This is a genomic window from Actinokineospora pegani, from assembly GCF_009745975.1.
GTDB classification, from domain to species: domain Bacteria; phylum Actinomycetota; class Actinomycetes; order Mycobacteriales; family Pseudonocardiaceae; genus Actinokineospora; species Actinokineospora pegani.
In genome coordinates this window covers 1-25,106 of the sequence record NZ_WHOL01000113.1, presented here as the reverse complement: position 1 = coordinate 25,106, position 25,106 = coordinate 1, and the positions used below count along the sequence as shown (strand labels likewise).

Here is a 25,106-nt window from a genome sequence, read left to right as displayed (position 1 = left end):
AGTCACGAATGGGGGGATCGGGTGAACACGGACGTGGTCGTCGGCGTGGACGCCGGGGGCACCCGGACCCGCGCGGTCGCCGTCGACCGGGCGGGCGCGGTCCTGGGCCGCGGTGAGGCGGGCGGGGCCAACCCGAACTCGCACCCGCCGCAGGTCGCCGCGGCCAGGATGGGCGAGGCGATCGCGAGCGCGCTGCGCGGCGCGGCGGCCGAGGGCTGCGTGGTGGGCATGGCGGGCTCGTCGAAGCTGGTCGACCCCGGCGTGGCCGCGCTGTTCCACACCGCCTTCGCCCGCGCGGGCCTGACCGCGGCCCCGCTGGTGCTGACCGACGCCGAGGTGGCGTTCGCCTCCGGGACGGCCGCGCCGGACGGCGCGGTGGTGATCTCGGGGACCGGCTCGATCGCCATGGGCATCTCCGGCCGCCGCCGCGCGCGCACCTGCGGCGGCTTCGGCTGGCTGCTCGGCGACGAGGGCTCGGCGCACTGGATCGGCCGCGAGGCGGTGCGGGCGACGCTGCGGGCGCTGCAGTCCGGGCTGCCGCTGGGGGCGCTGCCCACCGCCGTGCTGGAGCAGGCGGGCGTGGCCGACTTCGGGACGCTGATCCACACCTGCAACACCAACCCGCCGGTGCACCTGGCCACCTTCGCGCCGCTGGTCACCGCGCTGCGCGCGGACCCGGTGGCCGGGGACATCGTCGAACGCGCGGCACTGGCACTGGCGACGGAGGCCGAGGCGGCGTGGGAGTCGGGGCCGGTCGTCCTGGCGGGGTCGGTGGCCGCCGACGACAACCCGGTCGGGGCGCGGCTGCGGGAGTTGCTGGGCGCGCACAGCACGCGGGCGGCCGACGACGGCGCGATGGGCGCGGCCTGGCTGGCCGGGCTGATGGCGTTCGGGACGATGCCGCACCCGGTCGACGGGGCTTGATCAGTCCCGGGCCGCCCGCGGGTGTCGGATGCCGGGGTGGCCCTCGGGCAGGCTGCGCTGGAGCACCAGCGCGCTCACCGCCAGGACGACGGCGAACAGCGGCCAGGACATGGCGACCCTGGCGACGGTCAGGGCGACCACCTGGGCCGACCACCACAGGTAGCCGTAGACGAGCACGCGGAGCAGGTACTGCCCCGTCCACACCCAACTGGCCCTGCCGTACGCGCGCACCAGGGCGGGATCGCGGCGCCAGCGGGCCTTCTGCCCCAGCAGCAGTCCCACGATGACGCCCAGCAGCGGCCAGCGGACGAGGATGCTCAGCGCGAAGGCGAGGGCGCTGAGGGCGTTCGACAACAACTGGACGAGGAAGAAGTCCTCGGCGCGGCCGGTGTAGAGGGCGATGAGGGCGCCGACGGCGACAGCGCCGAGTCCGCCGAGGACGGCCACGATCTTCTCGCCACGTGACAAGCGCCACACCGCGATGCCTGCCGCCACGGCCAGCGCCACGACCGAACCCCAGCCGATCGACTGCCCGGCGGCGAGCCAGCCGATCGCGAAAGCCAGCGGCGGCGCTGTCACGTCGAGCGCGCCTCGCTTTCCGCCGAGCAGGTCGGCGAGCGAATCGGTGGGAGCGGTCACGGTCCCAGCCTGCCGCACGGACGCCGGGTTAGGTAGCCCATGTGGGATGTGATCCCGTTGAGCTGCCGCTCCAAACGTTTGCGCTGCTCAGGGACGGTCACACCAGGTCAGGCGCGGCTCTGCGGGGACAGCGGCCCGGTCCCGGACGCCGGGCCGCCCAGCGCCTTGGGCCTGCGCGAACCGTTGAGGGGAAACAGAAACGACCGCGATCGCCCGGCCGCTCTGTCCGGGGTCCGCGCCGTCGCGCCTCCGGGCCACCGCATTCGGGGCTGGACATCCCGAACGGGCCGAAACGGTCCCCGCCGGGACGCCGGACCGTGGCGGCGGGTTCGCGTCGCCCGACTCCGGGCGCGGGCGAGCGGGGCGAGGGGGCCATACTCATGCGTTCCCCGTCAAACGGGTGGTCTATGTCGGTCCCGTTTCCTAAGCTGATCCGACCGCGCCGCCGGACGATCATGGCACGGGCGGGGAATGCCAGTGCAGACTGTCGAGTTGGTTGAGTAGGGCAACCGGAGGAGATTCCAAGGCGAAGCGAGGGAGGGCCGTGCCTGTGCACGGGTGGGAGAGCTGGGTCGCCATCGGGGACAGTTTCACCGAGGGCATGGGAGACGACGGACCGGAGGGCGGCTGCGTCGGGTGGGCCGACCGGCTGGCCGGCGCGATGGCCGGGCAGCGGCCCGGGTTCCAGTACGCGAACCTGGCGCTGCGCGGCAAGATGCTGCGCGAGATCGTCGACGAGCAGGTGCCGCTGGCCGCGGAGAACGCGCCGGACCTGGTCACGATCTGCGGCGGGGGCAACGACCTGATCACCCCGGGCTCCGACGTCGACGAGGTCGCGAGCATGTTCGACGGCGCCGTGGCGCGGCTGCGCGCGGCCGGGTCCGAGGTGCTGCTGTTCACCGGGCCGGACCCGAAGGTGCAGCCGCTGCTGCGCCGCGTCCGGGGCAAGGTGGGCATCTACAACGGCCACCTGCACGCCATCGCCGAGCGCCGCGGCGCCCGCGTGGTCGACCTGTGGTCGATGGACGTCCTGCACGACAAGCGGGCCTGGTGCGACGACCGCCTGCACTTCTCCAGCGACGGGCACCGGCGCATCGCCCTGCGCGCGGCCGAGGTGCTCGGCATCCCGGTCACCGAGGACTGGCGCGAGCCGCTGCCGCCGGAGGAGCCCAAGCCCTGGCTGCGGATGCGCCAGGACGATCTGACGTGGACCACCACGCACCTGCTGCCCTGGGTGGCCCGCCAGATCCGCGGGGAGTCCCTTGGGGACGGTCTGCTGCCCAAGCGCCCGGAGTTGCAGCCCTACGGGACGGCGTCGCTGTAGCGGGCGAACAGTCGCTTCCTTAGACGGAGTTCCCGGATGTGCGGACCGGCCGGGACACTCCCCCCGGGTGTCACCGGCCGGCCTGCGGTGGCGCGCCCCCACTCGTCGCCACCCGGGCGCCGTCGACAGCGAGATCGGCGCCCGGGGAAAACTCTTCCAGTCCGACTGGGACGTCGGCTAACTGTTCGCTAAACGGACGGCTGACCAGTGAGCTTCCCCAGTCGCTCTTGGACGGTCGCCGCGGCGGGCGACTGGGCGGCCCGGTAGAGCTCCAGCGAGCGCGTCAGCTCGGCGCGGGCGACCTCGGTGTCGCCGTCGTCCTCGTGCAGCCGGGCCATGACCTCCCTGGCGAACGCCTCGGTGAGGCCGAGCTCGTTGTCCACCGCGAGCGAGATGGCCTCGGCGGCGTGCGCCCGCGCGGGCTCCGGCCTGCCCAGTTGGTGCTCGAGCTCGGCCAGGTTGGCCAGGGCGAGGCCGACGAAGCCGAGGTCGCCGATCTCCCGGTACATCGCCACCGCAAGCGATTGCGGCCGCACGGCCCGCTCGGCCTCGCCCGCCATCCGGTGCACCTGCGCGATGTTGTTGTGCAGGTTGGCCTCGCCCAGCCGGTAGTCGGCGGCCGTCGCCAGCTCCAGCGCCTTGCGGTAGCCCGAGAGCGCGTCGGCCAGCCTGCCCTGGCCGTAGTGGGCGCTGGCGACGGTGTTGAAGCTCATCGTCATCAGCAGCGGGTCGCGCAGCTCCGTGGCGACGACGACCGCCCGCTCCCCGTCGGCGAGCAGCTCGGCCTCCAGCCCGAAGCGGCTCAGCAGCACGCACCGGCTCAGCCGCAGCCACACCTCGCCGCGCCGGTCGCCCGCGGCCCGCGCGGAGTCCAGGCCCAGGCCGATCAGCCACTCCCAGTCGTCGCGGCGCGGGCGGGTCCGGCGGAACTCCCCGCACAGCCGCGCCAGCCGCCACACCCGGTCGTGCAGGTCCAGCTCGGCGCCCTTGGCCAGCGCGGCCAGCAGGTTGGGCCACTCGGCCTCGAACCAGTCCAGCGCGGCGTCGCGGTCGGGCAGCGACGGCAGCGGCAGCTCGGCGGGGACCGCGATCCGCGGGCCGTCGGCCGCGGCCCGCAGGTGGCGGCGGGCGGTGTCGGCGGCGGCCAGGTAGAAGTCGAGCACGTCGCCGAGCGCGGCGGCGCGGTCCGCGACCAGGTCGCGGGCGTAGAGGCGGACCAGGTCGTGGGCGCCGAAGGCGTCGCGCGCCTGCTCGCCGACCAGGAAGCTGGCGGCCAGCGCGCGCAGGTGCTCGCGGGCGGTGCCCACCTCGGTCCCGGTGAGCGCGGCGACCAGGTGCGGACCGGTCGCCCGCCCCGGCACCGCGCCCAGCGCGCGCAGCGCGGCCACCAGGTCCGGGCGCAGCGCGGCCACGGTCACGTCGAGGGCGGCGCGCACCCCGGTGTCGGTGTCGGCGACGCGCAGCGCGCCCAGCCTGGTCCGCTCGTCGGCCAGCCGCTCGACCAGTTCGTCGACCGACCACTGCGGACTGCCGGTGAGCTGGGCGCCGACGATGCGCAGCGCCAGCGGCAGGTACCCGCAGAGCTGGGCCAGCCTGGCCAGCTTGGGCGCGGCGACGTCGGCGCCCGCGTCGGCGAGCACCGCCTCGGCCTCGGCCGGGGCCAGCGGGTCGACCACGCGCAGCCGCGCGCCCAGTGCCAGCAGCCCGTCGAGCCTGCGGCGGCTGGTCACCAGCACCACCGACGTGCTGGCGCCGGGCAGCAGCGGCAGGACCTGGTCGGAGTCGCGGGCGTCGTCGAGGACCACCAGCACCCGCCGCTCGGCGAGCAGCGTGCGGTAGAGCGCGACCCGGTCGGCCCGGGCCTCCGGCACGTCCTCCTGGGCGACCCCGAGGGCCAGCAGGAAGCGGCCGAGCACGGCCGCCGGGTCCGCGGGCTGGTGCACCGGGTCGAAGCCGTTGAGCGAGGCGAACAGGGTGCCGCCGGGGAACTGCTCCGCCGAGCGGGCCCCCCACACCACCACGAGCGAGGACTTGCCCACGCCCGCGGCCCCGGCGAGCACGCCGACGACGGGCGCGATGCCGTCGCCGGAGGCGCACAGCCGGTCCAGCCACGCCAGGTCCTCGCCCCGGCCGGTGAAGCCGGACGGCGCGGGCGGGAGCTGCGCGGGCACGAGCACGCCCAGCCGGGGCGTGACCACCGGCGCGGGGCGGGGTTCGAGCAGGGTGGTGTCGTCGCGCAGGACCCTGCTGTGCAGCTCGCGCAGGCCGGGGCCCGGGTCCAGGCCCAGCTCACCGGCCGCCCGGTGCGCGAAGCGCTGGTAGAACTCGAGCGCGGCGGCGCGGCGCCCGGAGCGGTAGAGGGCGAGGACGAGCTGCCCGACCAGGTGCTCGCGGAACGGGTGCGTGTCGACCAGCGCCACCAGCTCGCCGATCACCTCGTCGTGGCGGCCCAGCTCCAGGTCCGCGTCGAGCCTGGCCTCGATGATCGTCAGCCGCAGCTCGCCCAGCTCCGGCGCGCGCACCCGGCCCGCGATGTCGGACAGCTCCGGGCCGCGCCACAGCGACTGCGCCCTGCCCAGCAGCTCGGCGCGCACGCGGGCGGGCTTGCCGCGCGAGTCGGCCAGCAGCCGCTTGGCCAGCGCCACATCGATCTGCGCCTCGTCGATGGCCAGCCGGTAGCCCGCGCCGCTGGTCTGGATCCGCGTACTGCCCTCGGCATCCACTGTGGACAACCACTTGCGCAGCCGCGAGATGTAGCCCTGCACGATCGTGCGCGCCGTCGCCGGGGGCTCGTGGTCCCACAGCACGTCGACGATCCGCTCGACCGGCACGACCTGGTTGGGCTCGAGCAGCAGCATCGCCAGCAGGCCGCCGATGCCCGGCCCGCCCGGCACCACCGCCCGGTCGCCGACCACCACCCCCACCGGTCCCAGCACGCAGAACACCGGCTTCGTCGACTCCCCGCGCGAGATCCACTCGTGCGCCATCCCCACCACCCCCGTCCGGGCTTCCTCCCCGGCCCAAACCTAGAGCTTGCCTCGCCTTCAGGCAGTAGTTGTGGGCGGAGTCAACCCAACGGCCTAATCACCGCGGGGATTTCCACCACCACCCGTCTCCCCGGCTCGGTGGGACGCCGGCGGCGCGGAGGCGATTTAGTGGGAATGGGCGCCCGCAGTTGTCACCGGCCGCCAAAACGGGTTCGGCCCCGTGGCCGCCGATCCCGATATCGGCGGCCACGGGGCCGGACTCCACGAGCGCGACCGGTTCCTGGACAGGACCCACCCCGAGCGGGAACCCCGCCATGGCACCGGTCGAGCGGTGGTGGAGCGCCGGGACGCGCGGCCCCGGCCGTTACCAACATAACAGCGCGCACTCGCCAGATAACAGGTGGGTCACCTGGACAGCGGAGCGCTTTGTCGCGAGGCGATGAATTCCGGGCGTGGCGCGGACGCCGCGAACGGCTCGACGAGAGCGTTCTGCACGCTGTTGAACACCACGAAGATGTTCGACCGGGGGAACGGGGTGATGTTGTTGCCCGAACCGTGCATCAGGTTCGAGTCGAACAGCAGCGCCGAGCCCGCCGGGCCGGTGAACTGGTCGATCCCGTGCACCGAGGCGAGCGCGGTGATGTGCTCGTGGCTGGGCACACCGATCTCCTGCTCGGTCAGCGACGCCTTGTAGTGCTCGTCCGGGGTCTCCCCCGCGCACGGCACGAAGGTGCGCTGCGAGCCGGGCATCACCATCAGCCCGCCGTTGAACGGGTAGTTGTCGGTGAGGGCGATCGACATGCTCACCGCTCGCGGCACGGGCATGCCGTCCTCCGCGTGCCAGGTCTCGAAGTCCGAGTGCCAGTAGAAGCCCCGGCCCTTGAAACCCGGCATGTAGTTGACCCTGCTCTGGTGCACCGTGACCTCGGAACCGAGAACCTGCCGGGCGCGGTCGAGCACGCGGGGGTCGTGCACCAGCTCGGCGATCAGGTCGCTGATCTTGTGCACCTCGAAGATGGAGCGGACCTCGTCGGTGGAGCGCTCGACGATGGTCCGCTCGTCGCCCCGCAGCGCGGGGTCCGCGGCCAGCCGCGACAGCTCGTCGCGGTAGGCCTGGATCTCGCCAGGGCTGAGCAGGTCCTGGTAGACCGAGTACCCGTTCTTGTCGTGCGCCGCCAGCGTCGCGCTGTCGATCGGCCCGTCGACTCCCGACCACACGGTCGGGTCGACGCGCTCGACGGGGTCGAGCTGGTACGGGGTGCGGGTCAGGTACTTGTCCTGGGTCGCGCTATCGGTCCCGCTGTCAGTCCTGGTGTCCAGAGCAGTCACGAATACTCCTTTCATCTGTCCTGCCGCGCACCCCCTCGCCCCCGCCCGACATCGTCTCCGACCTGTGTCGAGGACCGCGGGTTGGCGGTGGTGGCGGCGCGGTGGTGCTCGCTACGAGACCGCGTCCTCGACGATCAGCGGGTAGACCCCGTGCTCGTCGTGGACCTCGCGGCCAGTCACCGGGGGGTTGAACACGCACACGGTGCGGATCTCGGTCCTGGGGCGCACCTGGTGCTTCTCGTTGCCGTTGAGCACGTAGATGGAACCTGGCTTGAGCTGGTGCACCTCGCCGGTCTCCTTGTCCAGGAGCTCGCCCTCACCGGCGGTGATGAACACCGCCTCGATGTGGTTGGCGTACCAGAAGTCGTTGACCGTACCGGCTTTCAGCACGGTCTCGTGCACGGAGAACCCGACGCCGTCTCCGGCGAGCACGATCCGCTTGCTGCGCCAGTTCGGCGTCACCACGTCGCGGTCGGTGTCGGTGATCTCATCCAGCGTCCGGACAATCACGTGTGCTTTTCCCTCTCGTTCGGGCAGTGCCGGCGCGAGCGCGCCGGTCAGCGCAGGACGGTGGCGACCGAGTCGGCCAGGATGCCCATGCCGCGCTCGACCTCGTCGTCGGTGACGGTCAGCGGGGGCATGACCTTGGCGACCTCGCCGTCGGGGCCGGAGGTCTCCATCAGCAGGCCGCGCTCGAACGCCGCGCCGCAGACCGCGGACGCGGTCTCGCCGTCGACGAACTGCAGACCGCGGGCCAGGCCCCGGCCCTTGGGCTTGAGGGCGTGCTCGGGGTGCGCCTCGGCGATCTCGGTCATCACCCGCTGCACCTGCTCGCCCTTGGCCAGCGTCGACTTCTCCAGCCGGTCGTCGCCCCAGTACTCGTTGAGCGCGGCGGTGGAGGCGACGAAGGCGGGGTTGATGCCGCGGAAGGTGCCGTTGTGCTCGCCCGGCTCCCAGACGTCGAGGTCGGGGCGCAGCAGGGTCAGCGCCAGCGGCAGGCCGTAGCCGCCGATGGACTTGGACAGGCACACGATGTCGGGCTTGATGCCCGCGGCCTCGAAGCTGAAGAACGGGCCGGTGCGCCCGCAGCCCATCTGCACGTCGTCGACGATGAGCAGCATGTCGTGGCGCTTGCACAGGTCCGACAGCGCGCGCAGCCACTCGACGCGCGCGACGTTGATGCCGCCCTCGCCCTGCACGGTCTCGACGATCACGGCGGCGGGCTCGTTGAGGCCGGAGCCGCTGTCGTCGAGCAGGCGCTCGAACCACAGGAAGTCCGGCGTCTGGCCGTCGAGGTAGTTGTCGAACGGCATCGGCGTGGCGTGCACGAGCGGGACGCCCGCGCCGCCGCGCTTCATCGAGTTGCCGGTGACGCTGAGCGCGCCGAGCGTCATGCCGTGGAAGGCGTTGGTGAAGTTGACGATCGACTCGCGGCCGGTGACCTTGCGGGCCAGCTTGAGCGCGGCCTCGACGGCGTTGGCGCCTGCCGGGCCGGGGAACATGATCTTGTAGTCCAGCTCGCGCTGCTTGAGGACCTTCTCGTCGAAGGTCTCCAGGAAGTCCCGTTTGGCCACGGTCTGCATGTCGAGCGAGTGCGTCACGCCGTCGCGCTCGATGTAGTCGATGACGGCTTTTTTCAGCACCGGGTTGTTGTGCCCGTAGTTGAGCGCCCCGGCGCCCGCGAAGAAGTCGAGGTAGGGGGTCCCGTCCTCGGCGTGCAGCACGCTGCCGACGCCGCGGTCGAAGGTGACCGGCCAGCCCCGGGAGTAGCTGCGGACCTCGGACTCCAGTTTCGTGAACACGCTCATGCGAAGATCTCCGTTTCCCCTTGGCGATTTCCTGCGCGGTCTTGTCGACCAGTGAGCCCGCGGCTCAGACGGTTGCGGGGACGCGGGCCTCGAGTGGACCGATGCGGTACAGGTCCTCGGCCTCGTGCGCGTCCGGGAAGTGCCCGGCGCCGAACAACTCGGTGCGGTCGATGGCGGCGCCCTGTCGGCGGGCGAAGGCGGTGAACAGTGCGATGGACGCGGCGTTGTCCGGGCTGATCGTGGTCTCCAGGTTCCGCACACCGCGGGGGACGAGCACGGCGGCGAGCCGGTCGAGCAGCTTCGCCGCCAACCCCCGCCCGCGCTGGTCGGCGTCGACGGCGATCTGCCACACGACGACCGTCTCCGGCTCGGTCGGGCGGATGAAGCCGATGACGAAGCCCACGACCGCCCCGTCCACCTTGACCACCAGCGACGTGTCGGCGAAGTCGCGGCACCACAGCAGGTAGGCGTAGGAAGAGTTCAGGTCGAGTGTTCGCGAGTCGCGGGCAACTCGCCACAGGTCGGAGCCGTCCTCAGTGGACGGCCGTTCGATCGAGTGGTTTTTCGTCATCCCGGACATACCTTGAGAACGTAACAGGATGTTCCACTGCCGCCGAGCGATGCACCCGGACGACCTGCGGTGTTACCTGCGAGAAGCCGAAAAACTGGGTGAAAAGCCCAACAGTACGGTTGTACTTGACCAACGGGTGTGTTAACCCTGGGTTACCCTGTGACCGTGTTCATGGTTTGAGTCCGCTGCTGCGGCTGTTCGGCGGGCAGCCGCTGCGCTGCGGTGCGGTCTCACTGCGCCGCGTGACCGGTATGTCGTTCTGACGGTACCTCCCGGAGGGCGTCGCGGGCACGACGAGCGGGCGCCGGGTTCTCGGGCCGGGGGATCAGCGGGCGCTGCTCGTTGGGGTGGATGCGTTGCGGCGCAGCGGTTTCGGCTGGGCACACTGCTCCGGAGACAGGAGCCGGGGTTGGCTCAGAGTCCGGTCAGGAGGTCGGTCTCGGCGATGCCGGGGGCGGCGCCCACCCGGATGAACCACTCCGTTCCGAAGGCGAAGGCGAAGGCCTCGTCCGGCAGGGCCAGGAAGAACGAGTCCTCCGCGATCTGGGAGGCGTGGGCGCGCATCGCCGCGCGCTTGACGGGGAGGTAGGCCGACACGTCCACGGCGGTGGTGATCTCAGCGGCGGGTTTGCCCATGTCGAGGTCGTCGAAGTCGTCGGCGGGGAGGCCCTCGACGCCCGCGGCCCGGGCTGCGGCGAAGCCCGCCTTGAGGTGGTCCCGGTTGGAGGTGGCCTGGTAGACGCGGGGGGTCGCGGCCAGTTCGGCGGCGCGCAGGCCCACTCGGTGGACCTGGATGTGGTCGGGGTGGCCGTAGCCGCCGTTGTCGTCGTAGACGGTGAGGACGTCGGCGGACTCCTGGACGAGGATGGCGGCGAGGCGGTTGGCGGCCTCTTCGACGTCGGCGGTCCAGAAGGTGTTGTCGGCCGAGTTGGTGGCCTCGCCCATCATCCCGGAGTCGACGTAGCCGAGGAACTCGACGCGGGCGGCGCCGAGGATCTCGGCGGCGGTGTGGGTCTCGCGCACGCGGCGCTCCCAGAGCTGCTCACCCGGCTCGAGGACGCCGGGGACGATCTCGCCCACCTCGCCCCTCGTCGCCACGACGAGGACCACCCGGTGGCCCTCGTCGGCGGCCTTGCGCATCACGCCGCCGCAGTTGATGCACTCGTCGTCGGGGTGGGCGTGGAATGACACCAGTGTCGCCATGCGGCGAATCTACCGGCGTCCGGTCACCCGAGGGTCTCGGCGACGACTTCCGGCAGGTTGTCGTAGAGGTAGAAGTGCCCGCCGGGGTGGGTGTGGCGGGTGAACGCGCCGGTGGTCGCGGCGCGCCAGTCGTCGGCGGCCTCGGCGGGCATCGACGGGTCGTCGTCGCCGGTGATGGCGACGACGTCGATGTCGAGGACGCCCCGGCTCGCGCGGTAGCGCTCGATGAGCTGGAAGTCGTTGCGGATGACCGGCAGCAGCAGCTCGGCCAGTTGCGGGTTCGCCAGCGCCTCCGGCACCGTGCCGCCCAGCCACGCGAGCGCGTCCAGCAAGCCCGCGGTGTCGCGCAGGTGCACCGGCTCGTGCTTGGCGCGCTGGGTCGCGGGCCCGGGCCGCCCGGACACCACCAGGCGCTGGACCAGGCCGGGCCGCTCGGCGGCGGCGCGCAGCGCGACCTCGTGCGCCACCGACGCGCCCATGCTGTGCCCGAACAGCACCACCCGGGCGCCGGTCGCGGCCAGCGCGGGCACGACCTCAGTCACGACCGCGTCGACCAGGGGGTCCATCGCGTCGATCACCGGGTGGGCGATCCGGTCCTCGCGGCCCGGGTACTGCACGACCCACTGCTCGGTGTCCGGCGGCAGGTGGTCGGCCCAGCCCCGGAAGGAGCTGGCGGCGCCCCCGGCGTGCGGGAAGCAGAGCACCACCCGGCTCGCGCCCGGCTGCCTGGTGTAGCGGCGCACCCATGGCGCTGGGACTCCGTTCACCCCTGCCCCACCTTCCACCGTGGTGAGCCGGGCGGTCACGGGGTGGTCACCAGCTCCGGCGCGGCCTCCTCGGCCCGGGCGGGGGCGAGGACCGACGCCAGGATCTCACCCGCGCGCACAGCGGTGTTGGACAGCAGGGTGTTGGTGATGCCGTGCATGTGCTCGGAGCCACCCTGCAGGTAGATGCCCGCGCTGACGTTGGGCTGGGTGGCGATGCGGTAGTCGCGGCCGAGCACCGGCTTGCCGTCCTCGGTGCGCTCGCAGACCGCGGCGGCGCGGCCGAGGAGGGTGAACACGTCGCTGGGCAGGAAGCCGGTGGCGTAGACGACCGCGTCGCACTCCAGGGTCTCGACCTCGCCGGTCGGCAGGAACTCGACGGTGGCGTAGACGGCCTCGTCGGTCTCGCGGGCGTAGGTGACCCGGGAGGCGTTGCGGATGTCGAGGCGGCGCTTGCCGCTGACCCGCTCCCGGTACTCGCGCCGGTAGAGCTCCTCGATCAGGTCCATGTCCACGACGGAGTAGTTGGTGTTGCGGGCGTAGTCGAGCAGCATCTGCTTGACGTCGTCGGACGCGGAGTAGAAGTGGTCGACGGCGGCCGGGTCGAAGATGCGGTTGGCGAACGGGCTGTCGTCCGCGGGCGCGTAGCCGTAGCGGGCGAACACCGCGGTGACGGTGGAGTTGGGCAGCACCGAGTGCAGCTCCGCGACCGTCTCCGCCGCGGACTGCCCGGCGCCGACCACCAGCACCCGCTCGGGGTCGGCGGCGACGAGGGCGTCCTTGCGGTGCATCAGCTCGATGTTGTGCCACACCCGCTCGGAGGGCATCGCGTCCGCGGGCAGCCGCGGCCGCAGGCCGGTCGCCACGACGACGTCCTTGGCCCGGTAGGTCACGGCGGTGTCGCCCTGCTTGGCCACCACGTCGAAGCAGGTCACCTCACCGTCCACTTCGACCGGACGGACCGCGATGACCTCGCGGCCGTAGCGGACCTGGCGGGCGACCCTGGCCGCGCACCACTCGAAGTAGTCGTGGAACTCGGTCCGCAGCGGGAACATCGTCTTGTGGTTGATGAAGTCCACCAGCCTGCCGCGATCGCGCAGGTAGCACAGGAAGCTGAAGTCGCTGGCCGGGTCGCGCATGGTGACCAGGTCCTTGAGGAACGAGACCTGCATGGTGGCGTCGTGGATGAGCATGCCGGTGTGCCAGCCGAAGGACTCCTGCCGCTCCAGGAAGACCGCGTTCAGCGCGGCGCCCGGGTCGCGCCGGTTGTGCTCGTCGACGGCGATCGCCAGGGCCAGGTTCGACGGTCCGAACCCGATGCCCACCAGGTCGTGCACCTCACGCACCTCGCTGCTCACACCAGACCCTTTCCCGTAACCGACGCTCAACGTAGGTGAGGCTAACCTAAACGAACCGCCGTTGGGAGTCCCCCCAGCGCACCGGATTGTGTTCTGCCGCACCGGAAACACCAGGTCATTGGGCCGTTCGGCGGTGTCACGGGCGGGAGGTGAGGTACCCGCCCATGTGCTTGAAGTACTTCTCGGCCGAGACGACCTCGCCGGACTCGGTGCGGACGGACTTGACCAGCAGCCCCCTGCCGCGGCCCCGCCGCGCCTCCGGGCCCGCGACGATCGCCACGCCGTCGCCCTCGCGGTAGAAGATGCGCCCGGGGGTGCCGCCGTAGACGGCGGCGGAGACCTCGGCGGTGACGATCTCCAGGCGCTTGCCCCGGTGGAAGCAGAAGGCGCTGGGGTACGGGGCGGACTGGGCGCGCACGAAGCGGTCGAGCTCCTCGGCCGACCAGGTCCAATCGATGCGCAGGTCCTCCTCGGCGCGCTTGTGGAAGAAGCTGGCCTTGGTCCGGTCCTGCTTCTGGAAGTCCTGGCGGCCCTCGGCGATCAGGGCCAGCGCGTCCACGGTGATGGGCCCGAAGAGGTCCATCGACTTGAGCACCAGGTCGCCGGAGGTGTCGCGGGGGCCGACCGGGAAGGCGCGCTGGAGCACGATGTCCCCGGCGTCCAGGGTGGCGTCCATCATGTGCGCGGTGACGCCGACCTCGGGCTCGTCGTTGATCAGCGCCCAGATCATCGCGGAGAAACCGGCGTAGGCGGGCAGCAGCGAGTCGTGGATGTTGAGGGTGCCGCGCGGTGGCAGGGTGAAGACCGACTCCGGGATGTAGGTGCGCCAGTTGGCCGCGACGAAGATCTCCGCGTCCAGCGCGCGCAGTTCGTCGAGCAGCTCCTCGTCCACCGGCCGCTCGCGGAAGATGATCGGCAGGCCGTGCTCGGTGGCCAGGTCCTCGACCGAGTCGCCCCAGATGCGCTCGTTGACCCCGTCGCTCTTGGGGTGGGTGACGACACCGACGACCTCGTGCTCGGATTCGATCAGCGCCCGCAGGGTGCGGTGCCCCCAGGTCTGGAAGCCGAACATGACCACGCGCATTGACTCTCCTCAGCGGGACCGGGGGGCAGGCCTTTCGTTAGGCTAACCTCACTTCAGTGCTCGCCCAAGGCCCGGTTGTCCCGCCGGGCCCGCGCAGGACGCTCGGCGGAGGATGCGATGACGGACGGATTGCGCGCCGAGGCGCTGCGACTGGCCTACGAGAAGCGCACGGTGATCGACGGCGTCGACCTGGTCGTGCCCAAGGGCAAGGTCACCGTGATCGTCGGCGCGAACGCCTGCGGCAAGTCGACGCTGCTGCGCGGCATGTCGCGGCTGCTGTCGCCGACCGCCGGGGTCGTGCACCTCGACGGCCAGGACGTGCACCGGATGCGCACCAGGGAGCTGGCGCGCAAGCTCGGCATCCTGCCGCAGGCGCCCACCGCGCCCGAGGGCATGACCGTGCGCGAGCTGGTGACCCGCGGCCGCAGCCCGCACCAGACCTGGTTGCGGCAGTGGTCGGCGCAGGACGCCGACGCGGTCGCCCTGGCACTGGGCGCCACGGACATGGCCGACCTGGCCGACCGCGCCGTCGACGAGCTCTCCGGTGGGCAGCGCCAGCGCGCGTGGATCGCCATGGCCCTGGCCCAGGACACCCCGTACCTGCTGCTCGACGAGCCGACGACCTACCTGGACCTGGCCCACCAGATCGATGTCCTCGACCTCATCGCCGACCTCAACCACGCGGGCGAGCGCACGGTGGTGATGGTCCTGCACGACCTCAACCAGGCCAGCCGCTACGCCGACCACGTCGTGGCGATGAAGTCGGGCGAGGTCGTCGCCGAGGGCGACCCGAGGCAGGTCGTCACCGCCTCCCTGGTCGAGGACGTGTTCGGCCTGCGCTGCGAGGTCATCAGCGACCCGCTGTCCGGCACACCGCTGGTCGTCCCCTTCGGCCGCCACCGCTGCGCCGCCCCCGCCGACGCCCACCGCTGACCCCCACACCGCGGGCTCCTCTGGTGGGTCGTGGTCGTGCACACGCCCCTCCTCGGCCTGGGGTTCGAACCAAGGCGAAACAGATTCGGCTTGCGCGCGATGCAGGGGGTGAACGGCCCCGGCGGTCCCCCCAGCTCCGGGGCCGTTCGCCCGTCCTCACCGATTGGACCCGAACCGGCTGGGTACGCCTGTTCGGAGCAATCGAGCGAGGAGGAGAGACCATGAGGGCATACGGCTTCCGCGAGTACGGTGGCGCCGACGTCCAGGAGTTCCTAGAGCTGGACGCGGTGGAGCCGTTGCCCGGCGAGCTGCTGGTCGAGGTCGTGGCCGCGGGCGTGAACCCGGTCGACTGGAAGACACGGCTGGGGCTGATGCGCGAGTTCGCGGGCGACGTCGAGTTCCCGGCCACGATGGGCCAAGAGGTCGCGGGCGTCGTGCGGGGAGTGGGCAAGGACGTCAGCGGCTTCACCGAGGGCGACGAGGTGTTCGGGTACACGGCGCCGTCGTCCGGCGGGTTCGCGGAACTGGCGGTGCTGAGCGCGGCAGGCACCGCGCACAAGCCGCCGAAGGTGTCGTTCACCGATGCCGCGACGCTGCCCGTGGCGGGCGCGACGGCCTATGACGCGGTGGAGCAACTCGGGCTCAGCGAAGGTCAGACCTTGCTGGTCAACGGCGCCAGCGGCGGCGTGGGCGTGGCCGCGGCGCAGATCGCGCGAGACCGCGGCGTCAACGTGATCGGCGTGGCGGGCGCCGACAAGCGGGAGCTGGTCGAGTCCCTGGGCGCGACGTTCGTCGAGTACGGGCCGGGCGTGGTGCAGCGGGTGCACCAGGTCATGCCCGCCGTGAACGCGATCTTCGACCTCGCGGGCGGCGACGGGCTGCGCGCGGTGGCGCCGGTGCTCGACGGCGGGAAGCTGGTGACCGCGGGCGATCCGGCGACCGCCGCCGAGTTCGGTGGGGTGCTGGTCGAGCGGGACGGGACGTCCCGGGTGCTGGACGCGGTCGCCTCCTTGGTGGCCGAGGGGAAGCTCGACCCGAAGGTGGAGGACGTGCTGGACTTCGACGACGCGGAGAAGGCCGTGGCGGCGGTGGAGGTCGGACACGCCAAGGGGAAGGTAGTGGTGAGCCTGCGCTAGCGCCTGGGATTTCCAAGGCGGCCCCGGGGGCAGTTCGCCGCTCAACACTGGCGTTGCTGGGCGGCTCTGTTCCTGGGTTAGCGGAAGGTTCGCAGCGCAGGCGGGCGAGGCGGTCGGTGTGGACGCCCATTCGGCGGCGGAATGACTCCACAGTGGACCAAAATGTCTCCGCAGCGTGGTCTGCCGAATACCGTGGCGTCGCCGGGGGAGGACCGCGTGGTCGTCGAGGGCGCGGGCTTGTTCGGGGTGGGCGAGGCCTTGGGGACTGTCCTGCCCAGGTCTCGGGCTCGGTCGGGGATGTCCCGCCACCCTGCGGCGACGCGGGCGACGGAGGTCCCCCGAGTGCGCCTTCGGCTGCGGCGGAGGGCTTTCGAGGCGATTACCAGGACACCGGCGAGGGCGGTGATCGCCAGGGGTAGGACGATCCAGGTGAGGATGAAGGCCACGACGGGCGGGAGCTGGGGGGTGGACGCGGTTGGGTGGGGGAACGGTGGAGGCGTCGGTGTTGTCGCCCGCCACCAGCCCGAGGATGTCTCCCCTGTCCGGAACGACCACCGCGGCTTGTCACCCCGGTCAATCACACCGCGCGGGTCAGATGTTGCGCGAACCCGATAACGGCCCGGTCAACTCACGCAGGTTCGCGTGCTGTTCACCGTGGACGGACTCAGGCCGACGCCGCCCCGGGGACGTGGTCCACCACCACGACGGTGACGTTGTCCCGCCCTCCCGCCGCCACGGCGTCGGACACCAGGCGCTCGGCGGCCTCCTGCGGGTCGGCCACGCCCGCCAGCACCTCGGCGATCACCTCGTCGGACACCTCCCCGGTCAGCCCGTCGGAGCACAACAGGAACCGGTCGCCCTCGCCCGGCGGGATCACCAGCAGGTCCGGCTCCGGCGCCACGTGCGACCCCAGCGCCCGCGTCACCACGTTGCGCCGGACGTCCACCGCCGCCTGCTCCGGGGTCAACTCCCCCGCCGCGATCAACTCCGCCACCTCCGAGTGGTCCGTCGTCAACTGCGACAACGCGCCCCCGGCGTACCGGTAGACCCGCGAGTCCCCGATGTTGAACACCACCCAGTGCGCGGACCCCGCGAAGTCCACCAGGCAGATCCCGGTCACGGTGGTGCCCATCCCGGCCTGCGCCGGATCGCGCACCGAAGCCCCCACGATGTCGGCGTTGACCCGCACCAACCGAGCCCGCACGTCATCCGGCCGCCGCACCACCTCGGCGTCGAGCCCGCGCAGGCCCTGCACCGCCATCGCGCTGGCCACGTCCCCCGCCGCGTGCCCGCCCATCCCGTCGGCCACCGCGAACACGCTCCCCGTCACCAGGAACGCGTCCTCGTTGGCAGCCCGCACCGCCCCCACATCAGTAGCGGCCCCCACCCGAACGACCGGAACACTCACGCCAACCTCCACCACACGACCGCCGACCACTTCGCCAGAACACACGGAATGTTGCACACCGTGACCGGTCAGCGATACCCGAGCCCTGGTTGTCGTGGCGAAGCGTTAAAGAACTGCTCCCGCACGCGGCGGTGACGGTGACGAAAGGAGCATTTCGGCCTGGGAGCGGGGCTGGTCGTGGGAGGAGACTGAGCAGGCATTGAGCCGCTACGGGGACTTGAACCCCGAACCTTTCGCTTACAAGGCGAGTGCTCTGCCAATTGAGCTATAGCGGCACGACACCCACCGGGTGTCGAGGGTCATCCTAAGCGAGGTGGGAGCGAGGTTGCGGGGCGGGCCGGGATCGGACACGGTCGTTGGGGAGCTGTGGTGAGACCACCCGATCGGTGAGCGGATGGGAGGCGTAGTGGGGTTGCGATTCGGGCGCTGGGGTCGGGTGGCGCCTTGGCGGGTGGGGGCTGGGGGGAGCGGGGAGTACGGCAAGGCAGGCGGGGCGGACGGCGATGCGCCGACCGACGTGGTCTCGCCGCTGGACGCGGATGTGGTGATCGGGCCCGCGCTGCCCGCGGAGCGGACCGTGCACTTCGTCCTCGACCTCGCGCTGCGGATCGGGGAGGTGCAGATGACGTCGGGGGCGGGGGCCTCGGACGTCACGGCGACGATCATCGCGGTGGCGGAGGCCTTCGGGTTGCCGCACTGCGAGGTGGACGTCATCTACACCTCGATCACGGTGACCTGCTGGCGCGGGACCGAGGAGGCCCCGATCACGTCGGTGCGCGTGGTGCGGTCGAGGTCGTTGGACTACACGCGGCTGCAGGCGGTGGAGGTGCTGGTCCGGAAGATCACCGGGCAGCGGATCACCGCCGAGGAGTCGCAGATCGAGCTGAACGGGCTGACCTCGGCCGACCACCCGTACCCGCGGTGGGTGGCGACGGCGGCGTGGGCCGGGATGGCGGTGGCGATCACCGTCCTGATCGGCGGGGCGCCGCTGATGGCGGTGTTCGCGGGGCTGATCACCGCTGTGGTGGACCGGGTGGGGCGAGTGCTGAACAAGCGCGCGCTCCCCTTCTTCTTCCAGCAGGTGGTCGGCGGGGCACTGGCGACCGGTGGGGCGCTGGCGCTGTTCGTCAGCGGGCTGGTGCCCGCGGCCCGGCCGACGCTGCTGGTGGCCGCGGCGATCACGGTGCTGCTGTCCGGGTTGTCGGTCGTGTCGACGGTGCAGGACGCCATCACCGGGTACAACGTCACCGCCGCGGGCCGCACCATGGAAGTGTCGATGATGACGGCGGGGCTGATCGCGGGTGTGGTGCTCGCGCTCAACGTCGCCACCGCGCTGGGCATGCAGTACACCCCGCTGGCCGACCCGCTGCCGCCCAGCGCGGTGCGGCTGCCGGTGCAGGCGCTCGCGGGGGCGGCGGCGGCGGGCTGCTTCGGCCTGGCCAGCTACGCCACGCCCAAGGCGCTGCTGGTCTCGGCGCTGGCGGGCGGCATCGGCGCGGCGGGCTACGGGACGCTGTCGCTGACCGGCGCGGGCCCGATCGCGGCCTCGGCCGGGGCGGCGGTCATCATCGGCTTCGGTGGCGGTGTCATCTCGCGGCGGCTGCGGATGCCGCCGCTGGTGGTGGCGGTGTCGGGCATGGTGCCGCTGCTCCCCGGCATCACCACCTACCGCGCGCTCTACCAACTGGCCGTCGAGCGCACCGTGTCCGGCCTGCCGACGCTGATGATCGCCGCGGCCATCGCGCTGGCGCTGGCCGCGGGCGTGGTCCTCGGCGAGTACCTGGCCCAGCCCGTGCGGTCGGGCCTGGGCAGGCTGGAGCGCAGGCTGTCCGGCCCGCGCATGTCCGGCCCCCTCCGCCCGACGCGCCGCAGGCTGGAGTGAGCGGCCACGTGACAGATGGCACGCAGCGCCGTCCCCGCTCGCAGGACGCGGGGTCCGCGCGCGCCGACTAGCCTCTAAGACCCCACCCGGTCCGGTTCGACAGGAGGCTCGGTCATCGTGAGCAGCGCAAACGGCGCCGGAACCGACGGCGCGGACTTCATCGTCGCCGCCAACCGCCTCCCCGTCGACCTGGAACGGCTGCCCGACGGGACGCAGCGGTGGAAGCACAGCCCCGGTGGCCTGGTCAGCGCGCTGGCCCCGTTCCTGCGCAGCCACAGCGGGGCCTGGGTGGGCTGGCCGGGCGTGGCGGACGTGGAGCTCGACGAGCTGGTCGAGGACGGGATGCGGCTGCACCCGGTCGCCCTCAGCGCGACCGAGGTGCGCGACTACTACGAGGGCTTCTCCAACGGAACCCTGTGGCCGCTCTACCACGACGTCGTCGCCACGCCGGTGTTCGACCGGAGCTGGTGGGAGGCCTACGTCAAGGTCAACCACCGGTTCGCCGAGGCGTGCGCGAAGGTCGCGGCCCAGGGCGCCACGGTGTGGATCCAGGACTACCAGCTCCAACTGGTGCCCTCGATGCTGCGCGAGCTGCGCCCCGACCTGCGCATCGGCTTCTTCCTGCACATACCGTTCCCGCCGACCGAGCTGTTCATGCAGCTCCCCTGGCGCGCGGAGATCGTGCGCGGCCTGCTCGGCGCGGACCTGGTCGGCTTCCACCGGCCCGGTGGCGCGCAGAACTTCCTCTGGCTGGCCAGGCGGCTGCTCGGCCTGGAGCCGTCCAGGGGCGCGGTCGGCGTGCGCACCCGGCCCGGTGTGATCCAGCTCGACGACCGCGCGGTGCGGGTCGGCGCGTTCCCGATCTCGATCGACTCGGCCGGGCTGGACTCCCTGGCGCGCAAGAAGGAGACGATCGCGCGCACCCAGCAGGTCCGGCAGGACCTCGGCAACCCCAAGAAGATCATCCTCGGCGTGGACCGGCTGGATTACACCAAGGGGATCGATCGCAGGCTCTTCGCGCTGCAGGAGCTGTTGCAGGAGGGCCGGATCGACCCGTCCGAGGTCGCGATGGTGCAGTTGGCCACCCCCAGCCGCGAGCGGGTCGAGCACTACCAGCGGATGCGCGGCGAGATCGAGCAGATCGTCAGCCGGATCAACGGCGAGTTCGGCCGGGTGGGGCGTCCGGTCGTGCACTACCTGCACCAATCGGTGGGCCGCGCGGAGCTCGCGGCGTTCTTCGCCGCGGCCGACGTCATGCTCGTGACGCCGGTGCGCGATGGGATGAACCTGGTGTGCAAGGAGTACGTCGCCTGCCGCCACGACCTCGGCGGCGCCCTGGTGCTCAGCGAGTTCGCTGGTGCGGCCGCGGAACTGACCAGCAGCTTCCTGGTGAACCCGCACGATCTTGACGGTGTCAAGAAAGCCATGCTCGCCGCCCTCACGATCGATCCAGCCGAGGGTCGCCGTAGGATGCGCGCGCTGCGGCGACAAGTGCTGACCCACGACGTCGACCGGTGGGCGCGCTCGTTCCTGGACGCACTGGACCCGGAGCATGGCCACTAGCGCGCCCGTCCACCTGACACCGATGTCCCCAAGGAGATGGCGTTGACCGCCGAGGCCCTCCCCGCCGACCTCCGCCGGGCGATCGTTCAGCTCGCGCGCACCCCGCGCCTGCTGGTCGCCTGTGACTACGACGGCACCCTTGCCCCGATCGTGGAAGACCCTGAGAAGGCGCGCCCGCACACCGAGTCGGTGGGGGCGCTGCGCTCGCTGGCCGGTCTGCACGAGACCACGACGGCGGTGATCTCCGGGCGGGCGCTGCGCGACCTGGCGACGCTGTCGCGGCTGCCCTCCGAGGTGCACCTGGTCGGCAGCCACGGTTCGGAGTTCGACGTGGGCTTCGTGCACGCGCTCGACGCGGGCGCCCGCGCGCTGCACCAGCGCGTCGAGGCCGAGCTGGACAAGCTCGTCGACGGCGCGGCAGGCGTGCAGCTCGAGGTCAAGCCCGCCAGCATCGCCGTGCACGTGCGCCGGGCCGACGAGGCCACCGCCGCGCGCGTGCTCGACCTCGTCCGGTCGGGTCCGTGCGCCTGGGACGGCGTCGAGGTCACCGAGGGCAAGGCCGTGGTCGAGCTGGCCGTGGTGCAGACCGACAAGGGCCACGCGCTCGACGTGCTGCGCCACCAGGTCGGCGCGACCGCCGCGGTGTTCGTCGGCGACGACGTGACCGACGAGAAGGCCTTCGCCCGGCTCTCCGGCCCGGACCTGGGCGTCAAGGTCGGCGACGGCGCCACCCTGGCCGGGTACCGCATCGACGACCCGACCTCGGTCTCCACGATGCTGGCGTTCCTGCTGGAGGAGCGGCGCAACTGGCTCTACGGCGAGCAGGCCGTGCCGATCGAGCGGCTGTCGATGCTGGCCAACGAGCGGTCGGTCGCCCTGGTCACCCCGGACGCCCGCCTGACCTGGCTGTGCCACCCGGAGCCGGACTCGGCCGCGGTGTTCGCCGACCTGCTCGGCGGCCTGACCGCGGGCCACTTCTCGGTGACCCCGGAGAAGGGCGGCCTGCCGCTGGGCCAGCGCTACCTGCCGGGCACCATGACGGTGGAGACCCGCTGGTCGGGCCTGCTGGTCACCGACTACCTCGACCACGACTCCGCCGAGTACCGCACCGAGCTGACCCGGGTGCTCACCGGCACCTCGTCGGTCGTCGTCGAGTTCGCCCCGCGCCCGGAGTTCGGGCAGGTGCAGGTCCGGCTGGAGGCCGCCGAGGACGGCATCCGGGTGCTGGGCACCTCGGACCCGATCGCGCTGCGCTCCCCCGGTGTGACCTGGGAGATCGTCTCCGACGGCATGTGGGACACCGCCCGCGCGGTCATCCGGCTGTCCCCGGAGCGGCCGGTGGAGCTGGAACTGCGCTGCGGCACCGCCGACCTGTCGCCGCACCCGCTGGCCGAGGCCGAGCGCAAGGCGCGCGCGGGCGGGTACTGGTCGCAGTGGCTGGACACGCTGGTGCTGCCGCCGGTGGAGAAGGAGCTGGTGGCCCGCTCCGCGCTCACCCTGCGCGGGCTCTGCCACAGCGAGACCGGCGCGATCATGGCCGCGGCCACGACGTCGCTGCCGGAGGAGATCGGCGGCGTCCGCAACTGGGACTACCGCTACTGCTGGCTGCGCGACGCGTCGATGACCGCCAAGGCCCTGGTGTCGCTGGGCTCGACCGCGGAGGCGGAGGCGTTCCTGGGCTGGGTGCACGGCGTCCTGGAGACCGTGGCCGGGCCGGAGCGGCTGCACCCGCTGTACACGATCGCGGGCACCACCCTGGGCCCGGAGGCCGTGATCGACACGCTGCCCGGTTACGCCGGGTCGCGGCCGGTCCGCGTCGGCAACCTGGCCAACCAGCAGGTCCAGCTCGACGTGTTCGGCCCGGTCGTCGACCTGGTGATGGCCCTGTCCGAGGCGCGCGGCTCGCTCACCGACGGCGACTGGGCGATGGTGTGCGCGATGACCGAGGCCGTCTCCCGCCGCTGGCACGAGCCCGACCACGGCATCTGGGAGGAGCGGCACCGCCCGCGCCACCACGTGTACTCCAAGGTCATGTGCTGGCTGACGATCGACCGCGCGATCAAGCTCGGCGAGGCCTACGGCCGCGAGTTCGAGCCGTCCTGGGAGCCGCTGCGCGCCCAGATCGCCGAGGACGTGCTGACCAACGGCTGGAACGACGAGATCAAGTCGTTCACCACCGCCTACGACGGCACCGACCTCGACGCCGCCACCCTGCTGATCGGCATGGTCGGCCTCATCGACCCCACCGACCCCCGCTTCGTCTCGACGGTCACCGCCACCGAGGCCGAACTGCGCACCGGCTCCACCGTCTACCGCTACCACCGCGACGACGGCCTCCCCGGCGACGAGGGCGGCTTCCACCTCTGCGCCGCCTGGATGATCGAGGCCTACCTGCTGACGGGTCGCCGCCCGGAGGCCGAGGACCTCTTCGCCCAGATCGTCGACGCGGCGGGGCCGACGGGCCTGCTGCCGGAGGAGTACGACCCGATCGCGGAGCGCTCGCTGGGCAACCACCCGCAGGCGTACTCGCACCTGGGCCTGATCCGCTGCGCCCAGTTGCTGTCCAACTGACCGCCGCGGTCCCTCCTCCCAGGGTGCTGCCCCGGGAGGAGGGACCGAGCGGTTTGTGTCCTCTTAGGACCTGAGTACCGCCAGGTTGTTCATCGCCGTGGCCAGGTCCGCCACCTCTCGGACCTGCATCCCCGGCGGGTGGTCCCCGGAATCCGCGGGCACCAGGGCCTTGCTGAAGCCCAGCCGCATCGCCTCGGCCAGGCGGGTGCGGACCCCGGTGACGCGGCGGACCTCGCCCGCCAGGCCCACCTCGCCGAGCACCACGAGGTCCGGGGGCAGCGCGACGTCGCGGGCGGCGGTGGCCACGGCCAGGGCGACCGCCAGGTCCGCGGCGGGTTCCGGGATCTTCATGCCGCCGACGGTCGCGGTGTAGATGTCGGAGTCGCCCAAGCGGATGCCGCCCCTGCGCTCCAGGACGGCGATGATCATGGAGACGCGGGCGGAGTCGAGGCCGCTGACGGCGCGGCGGGGGGTGCCGAGGTGGGAGCGGGAGACCAGGGCCTGGACCTCGCCGAGCAGCGGGCGCTTGCCCTCGACGGCGACGGTGACGGCGGTGCCCGCGACGCCGGTCTCGCGCTTGTTGAGGAACAGCCCGGAGGGGTCGGGGACGCCGACGATGCCGCCCTCGACGAGTTCGAAGCAGCCCACCTCGTCGGCGGCGCCGAACCGGTTCTTGATCCCGCGCAGCATCCGCAGCGAGGAGTGGCGGTCGCCCTCGAAGTGCAGGACGACGTCGACCAGGTGCTCCAGGACGCGCGGGCCCGCGATGGAGCCCTCCTTGGTGACGTGGCCGACCAGCAGCACCGGCAGCGCGCGCTCCTTGGCCAGCGAGACCAGCCCGGCGGTCACCGCGCGCACCTGGGTCACACCGCCCGCGGCCCCGTCGACGGCGGGCGAGGCCATCGTCTGCACCGAGTCGACCACGAGCAGGCCCGGCTTGACCGCGTCGACGTGGCCGAGGACGGCCGACAGGTCGCTCTCGGCGGCCAGGAACATCTCCGGGTGCACGTTCCCGGTGCGCTCGGCGCGCAGGCGGACCTGGCCCGCCGACTCCTCGCCGGTCACGTACAGGGTGGGCCCGTTGGTCACGACCTCGGCCCAGCGGTGCGCGACCTCGAGCAGCAGCGTGGACTTGCCGACGCCGGGCTCACCGGCGAGCAGCACCACCGCCCCCGGCACGACACCGCCGCCGAGCACCCGGTCCAGTTCCGAGACACCGGTCCGGACCGCCCGCGCGGCCTCGACGTCGACCTCGTTGATCGGCCGCGCCGGGGCGGACGGCGCCCCGGCCGCGACCCTGGCCAGCCCGGGTCGCGGGGCGCCGACCTCTTCCAGCGTCCCCCACGCCTGGCACTCCGGGCAGCGGCCGAACCACTTGGCCACACCGTGCCCGCACTCGGCACAGCGGTAGGACGACTTCGGGGTCTTGGTCACAGCCACGCCGTCAACCTACGGCCGACCACCGACACCCACCCGAGCCGGGAACGATGCCGGGCGGGGACGAGGGGGCGGGTGGCGGGAGAGATCAAGCTCGAGCACTCAGCCCACTCCGCACCGGCACCCGCCCACCCGAGCCGGGAACGATGCCGGGCGGGGACGAGGGGGCGGGTGGCGGGAGAGAT

At 72.2% G+C, this 25,106-nt stretch carries 19 protein-coding genes and 1 tRNA gene; 7 read left to right on the top strand and 13 right to left on the bottom strand.

All coding sequences use genetic code 11. The features are described 5' to 3' along the window. Positions 1-21 precede the first annotated feature (21 nt). A complete protein-coding gene (locus tag GCL84_RS22405; protein ID WP_156757506.1) occupies positions 22-924 on the top strand; it encodes an N-acetylglucosamine kinase in 903 nt (300 codons plus the stop codon). Here the strand turns inward: GCL84_RS22405 and GCL84_RS22400 are convergent, their stop codons facing one another. Further along, entirely contained in the window at positions 925-1,563 is a 639-nt protein-coding gene (locus tag GCL84_RS22400) for a DUF3159 domain-containing protein (protein ID WP_156757505.1), read from the bottom strand. It lies immediately after the preceding gene. A 550-nt stretch (positions 1,564-2,113) separates the two neighbouring features. Here GCL84_RS22400 and GCL84_RS22395 point away from each other — a divergent pair. Next, positions 2,114-2,887: an SGNH/GDSL hydrolase family protein gene (locus tag GCL84_RS22395; RefSeq protein WP_156757647.1), complete on the top strand. Its 774-nt coding sequence runs from the start codon at positions 2,114-2,116 to the stop codon at positions 2,885-2,887. Positions 2,888-3,075: 188 nt separating this feature from the next. Here GCL84_RS22395 and GCL84_RS22390 read toward each other — a convergent pair whose 3' ends face one another. From GCL84_RS22390 to GCL84_RS22350, 9 genes are all read right to left on the bottom strand, one after another. Further along, positions 3,076-5,874 (bottom strand): AfsR/SARP family transcriptional regulator, encoded by a 2,799-nt coding sequence (locus GCL84_RS22390; protein ID WP_156757504.1) that lies wholly within the window; start codon positions 5,872-5,874, stop codon positions 3,076-3,078. A gap of 405 nt (positions 5,875-6,279) precedes the next feature. Continuing rightward, the gene (gene thpD / locus GCL84_RS22385; protein ID WP_407924421.1) at positions 6,280-7,203 is read right to left on the bottom strand and encodes an ectoine hydroxylase; all 924 of its coding nucleotides are present in this window, start codon (positions 7,201-7,203) and stop codon (positions 6,280-6,282) included. A 111-nt stretch (positions 7,204-7,314) separates the two neighbouring features. Then, the gene (locus GCL84_RS22380; protein WP_156757502.1) at positions 7,315-7,713 is read right to left on the bottom strand and encodes an ectoine synthase; all 399 of its coding nucleotides are present in this window, start codon (positions 7,711-7,713) and stop codon (positions 7,315-7,317) included. A gap of 47 nt (positions 7,714-7,760) precedes the next feature. Further along, complete coding sequence (ectB, locus tag GCL84_RS22375) at positions 7,761-9,011, bottom strand: diaminobutyrate--2-oxoglutarate transaminase (RefSeq protein WP_156757501.1); 1,251 nt, start codon at positions 9,009-9,011, stop codon at positions 7,761-7,763. 64 nt (positions 9,012-9,075) lie between these two features. Beyond that, complete coding sequence (gene ectA / locus GCL84_RS22370; protein WP_156757500.1) at positions 9,076-9,582, bottom strand: diaminobutyrate acetyltransferase; 507 nt, start codon at positions 9,580-9,582, stop codon at positions 9,076-9,078. 414 nt (positions 9,583-9,996) lie between these two features. Beyond that, positions 9,997-10,785: a PIG-L family deacetylase gene (locus GCL84_RS22365; RefSeq protein WP_156757499.1), complete on the bottom strand. Its 789-nt coding sequence runs from the start codon at positions 10,783-10,785 to the stop codon at positions 9,997-9,999. 23 nt (positions 10,786-10,808) lie between these two features. Then, positions 10,809-11,552, bottom strand: a complete 744-nt coding sequence (locus GCL84_RS22360) for a thioesterase II family protein (protein ID WP_197523447.1) — start codon at positions 11,550-11,552, stop codon at positions 10,809-10,811. A gap of 35 nt (positions 11,553-11,587) precedes the next feature. After that, positions 11,588-12,907: a lysine N(6)-hydroxylase/L-ornithine N(5)-oxygenase family protein gene (locus GCL84_RS22355; RefSeq protein WP_156757497.1), complete on the bottom strand. Its 1,320-nt coding sequence runs from the start codon at positions 12,905-12,907 to the stop codon at positions 11,588-11,590. A 136-nt stretch (positions 12,908-13,043) separates the two neighbouring features. Then, on the bottom strand, positions 13,044-13,991 hold the full coding sequence (locus GCL84_RS22350) for a methionyl-tRNA formyltransferase (RefSeq protein WP_156757496.1): 948 nt from the start codon (positions 13,989-13,991) through the stop codon (positions 13,044-13,046). Positions 13,992-14,108: 117 nt separating this feature from the next. On the opposite strand from GCL84_RS22350, the gene GCL84_RS22345 reads away from it, so the two are divergent. Together GCL84_RS22345 and GCL84_RS22340 are read left to right on the top strand one after the other, a co-directional pair. Further along, complete coding sequence (locus GCL84_RS22345) at positions 14,109-14,924, top strand: ABC transporter ATP-binding protein (RefSeq protein WP_156757495.1); 816 nt, start codon at positions 14,109-14,111, stop codon at positions 14,922-14,924. A gap of 221 nt (positions 14,925-15,145) precedes the next feature. Beyond that, the gene (locus GCL84_RS22340) at positions 15,146-16,060 is read left to right on the top strand and encodes an NADP-dependent oxidoreductase (RefSeq protein WP_156757494.1); all 915 of its coding nucleotides are present in this window, start codon (positions 15,146-15,148) and stop codon (positions 16,058-16,060) included. 664 nt (positions 16,061-16,724) lie between these two features. Here GCL84_RS22340 and GCL84_RS22335 read toward each other — a convergent pair. Beyond that, positions 16,725-17,468 carry a PP2C family protein-serine/threonine phosphatase gene (locus GCL84_RS22335; RefSeq protein ID WP_235926593.1) on the bottom strand — a complete coding sequence of 248 codons (744 nt, stop codon included), beginning with the start codon at positions 17,466-17,468 and terminating at the stop codon, positions 16,725-16,727. A 202-nt stretch (positions 17,469-17,670) separates the two neighbouring features. Then, positions 17,671-17,743: transfer RNA gene (locus GCL84_RS22330), tRNA-Thr, on the bottom strand. A gap of 176 nt (positions 17,744-17,919) precedes the next feature. Between GCL84_RS22330 and GCL84_RS22325 the strand changes: the two genes are divergently transcribed. The 3 genes from GCL84_RS22325 (at position 17,920) to otsB (ending at position 23,484) form a co-directional block, all read left to right on the top strand. Then, positions 17,920-19,350: a threonine/serine exporter family protein gene (locus tag GCL84_RS22325; RefSeq protein ID WP_407924420.1), complete on the top strand. Its 1,431-nt coding sequence runs from the start codon at positions 17,920-17,922 to the stop codon at positions 19,348-19,350. A gap of 117 nt (positions 19,351-19,467) precedes the next feature. After that, a complete protein-coding gene (locus tag GCL84_RS22320; RefSeq protein WP_235926592.1) occupies positions 19,468-20,913 on the top strand; it encodes an alpha,alpha-trehalose-phosphate synthase (UDP-forming) in 1,446 nt (481 codons plus the stop codon). 42 nt (positions 20,914-20,955) lie between these two features. Next, on the top strand, positions 20,956-23,484 hold the full coding sequence (gene otsB, locus GCL84_RS22315) for a trehalose-phosphatase (protein ID WP_156757490.1): 2,529 nt from the start codon (positions 20,956-20,958) through the stop codon (positions 23,482-23,484). Between the two features lie 63 nt (positions 23,485-23,547). On the opposite strand, the gene radA is transcribed toward otsB, so the two are convergent. After that, positions 23,548-24,924, bottom strand: coding sequence for a DNA repair protein RadA (gene radA / locus GCL84_RS22310; protein WP_235926590.1), 1,377 nt, complete (start codon positions 24,922-24,924; stop codon positions 23,548-23,550). Between the last annotated feature and the right edge of the window lie 182 nt (positions 24,925-25,106).

Excerpts from the sequence above, each read along its gene's own strand:
- GCL84_RS22390 (WP_156757504.1), bottom strand. The coding sequence starts at position 5,874 with ATGGCGCACGAGTGGATCTCGCGCGGGGAGTCGACGAAGCCGGTGTTC.
- ectB (WP_156757501.1), bottom strand. The coding sequence starts at position 9,011 with ATGAGCGTGTTCACGAAACTGGAGTCCGAGGTCCGCAGCTACTCCCGG.
- ectA (WP_156757500.1), bottom strand. The coding sequence starts at position 9,582 with ATGACGAAAAACCACTCGATCGAACGGCCGTCCACTGAGGACGGCTCC.
- GCL84_RS22365 (WP_156757499.1), bottom strand. The coding sequence starts at position 10,785 with ATGGCGACACTGGTGTCATTCCACGCCCACCCCGACGACGAGTGCATC.
- GCL84_RS22350 (WP_156757496.1), bottom strand. The coding sequence starts at position 13,991 with ATGCGCGTGGTCATGTTCGGCTTCCAGACCTGGGGGCACCGCACCCTG.
- GCL84_RS22345 (WP_156757495.1), top strand. The coding sequence starts at position 14,109 with ATGACGGACGGATTGCGCGCCGAGGCGCTGCGACTGGCCTACGAGAAG.
- GCL84_RS22340 (WP_156757494.1), top strand. The coding sequence starts at position 15,146 with ATGAGGGCATACGGCTTCCGCGAGTACGGTGGCGCCGACGTCCAGGAG.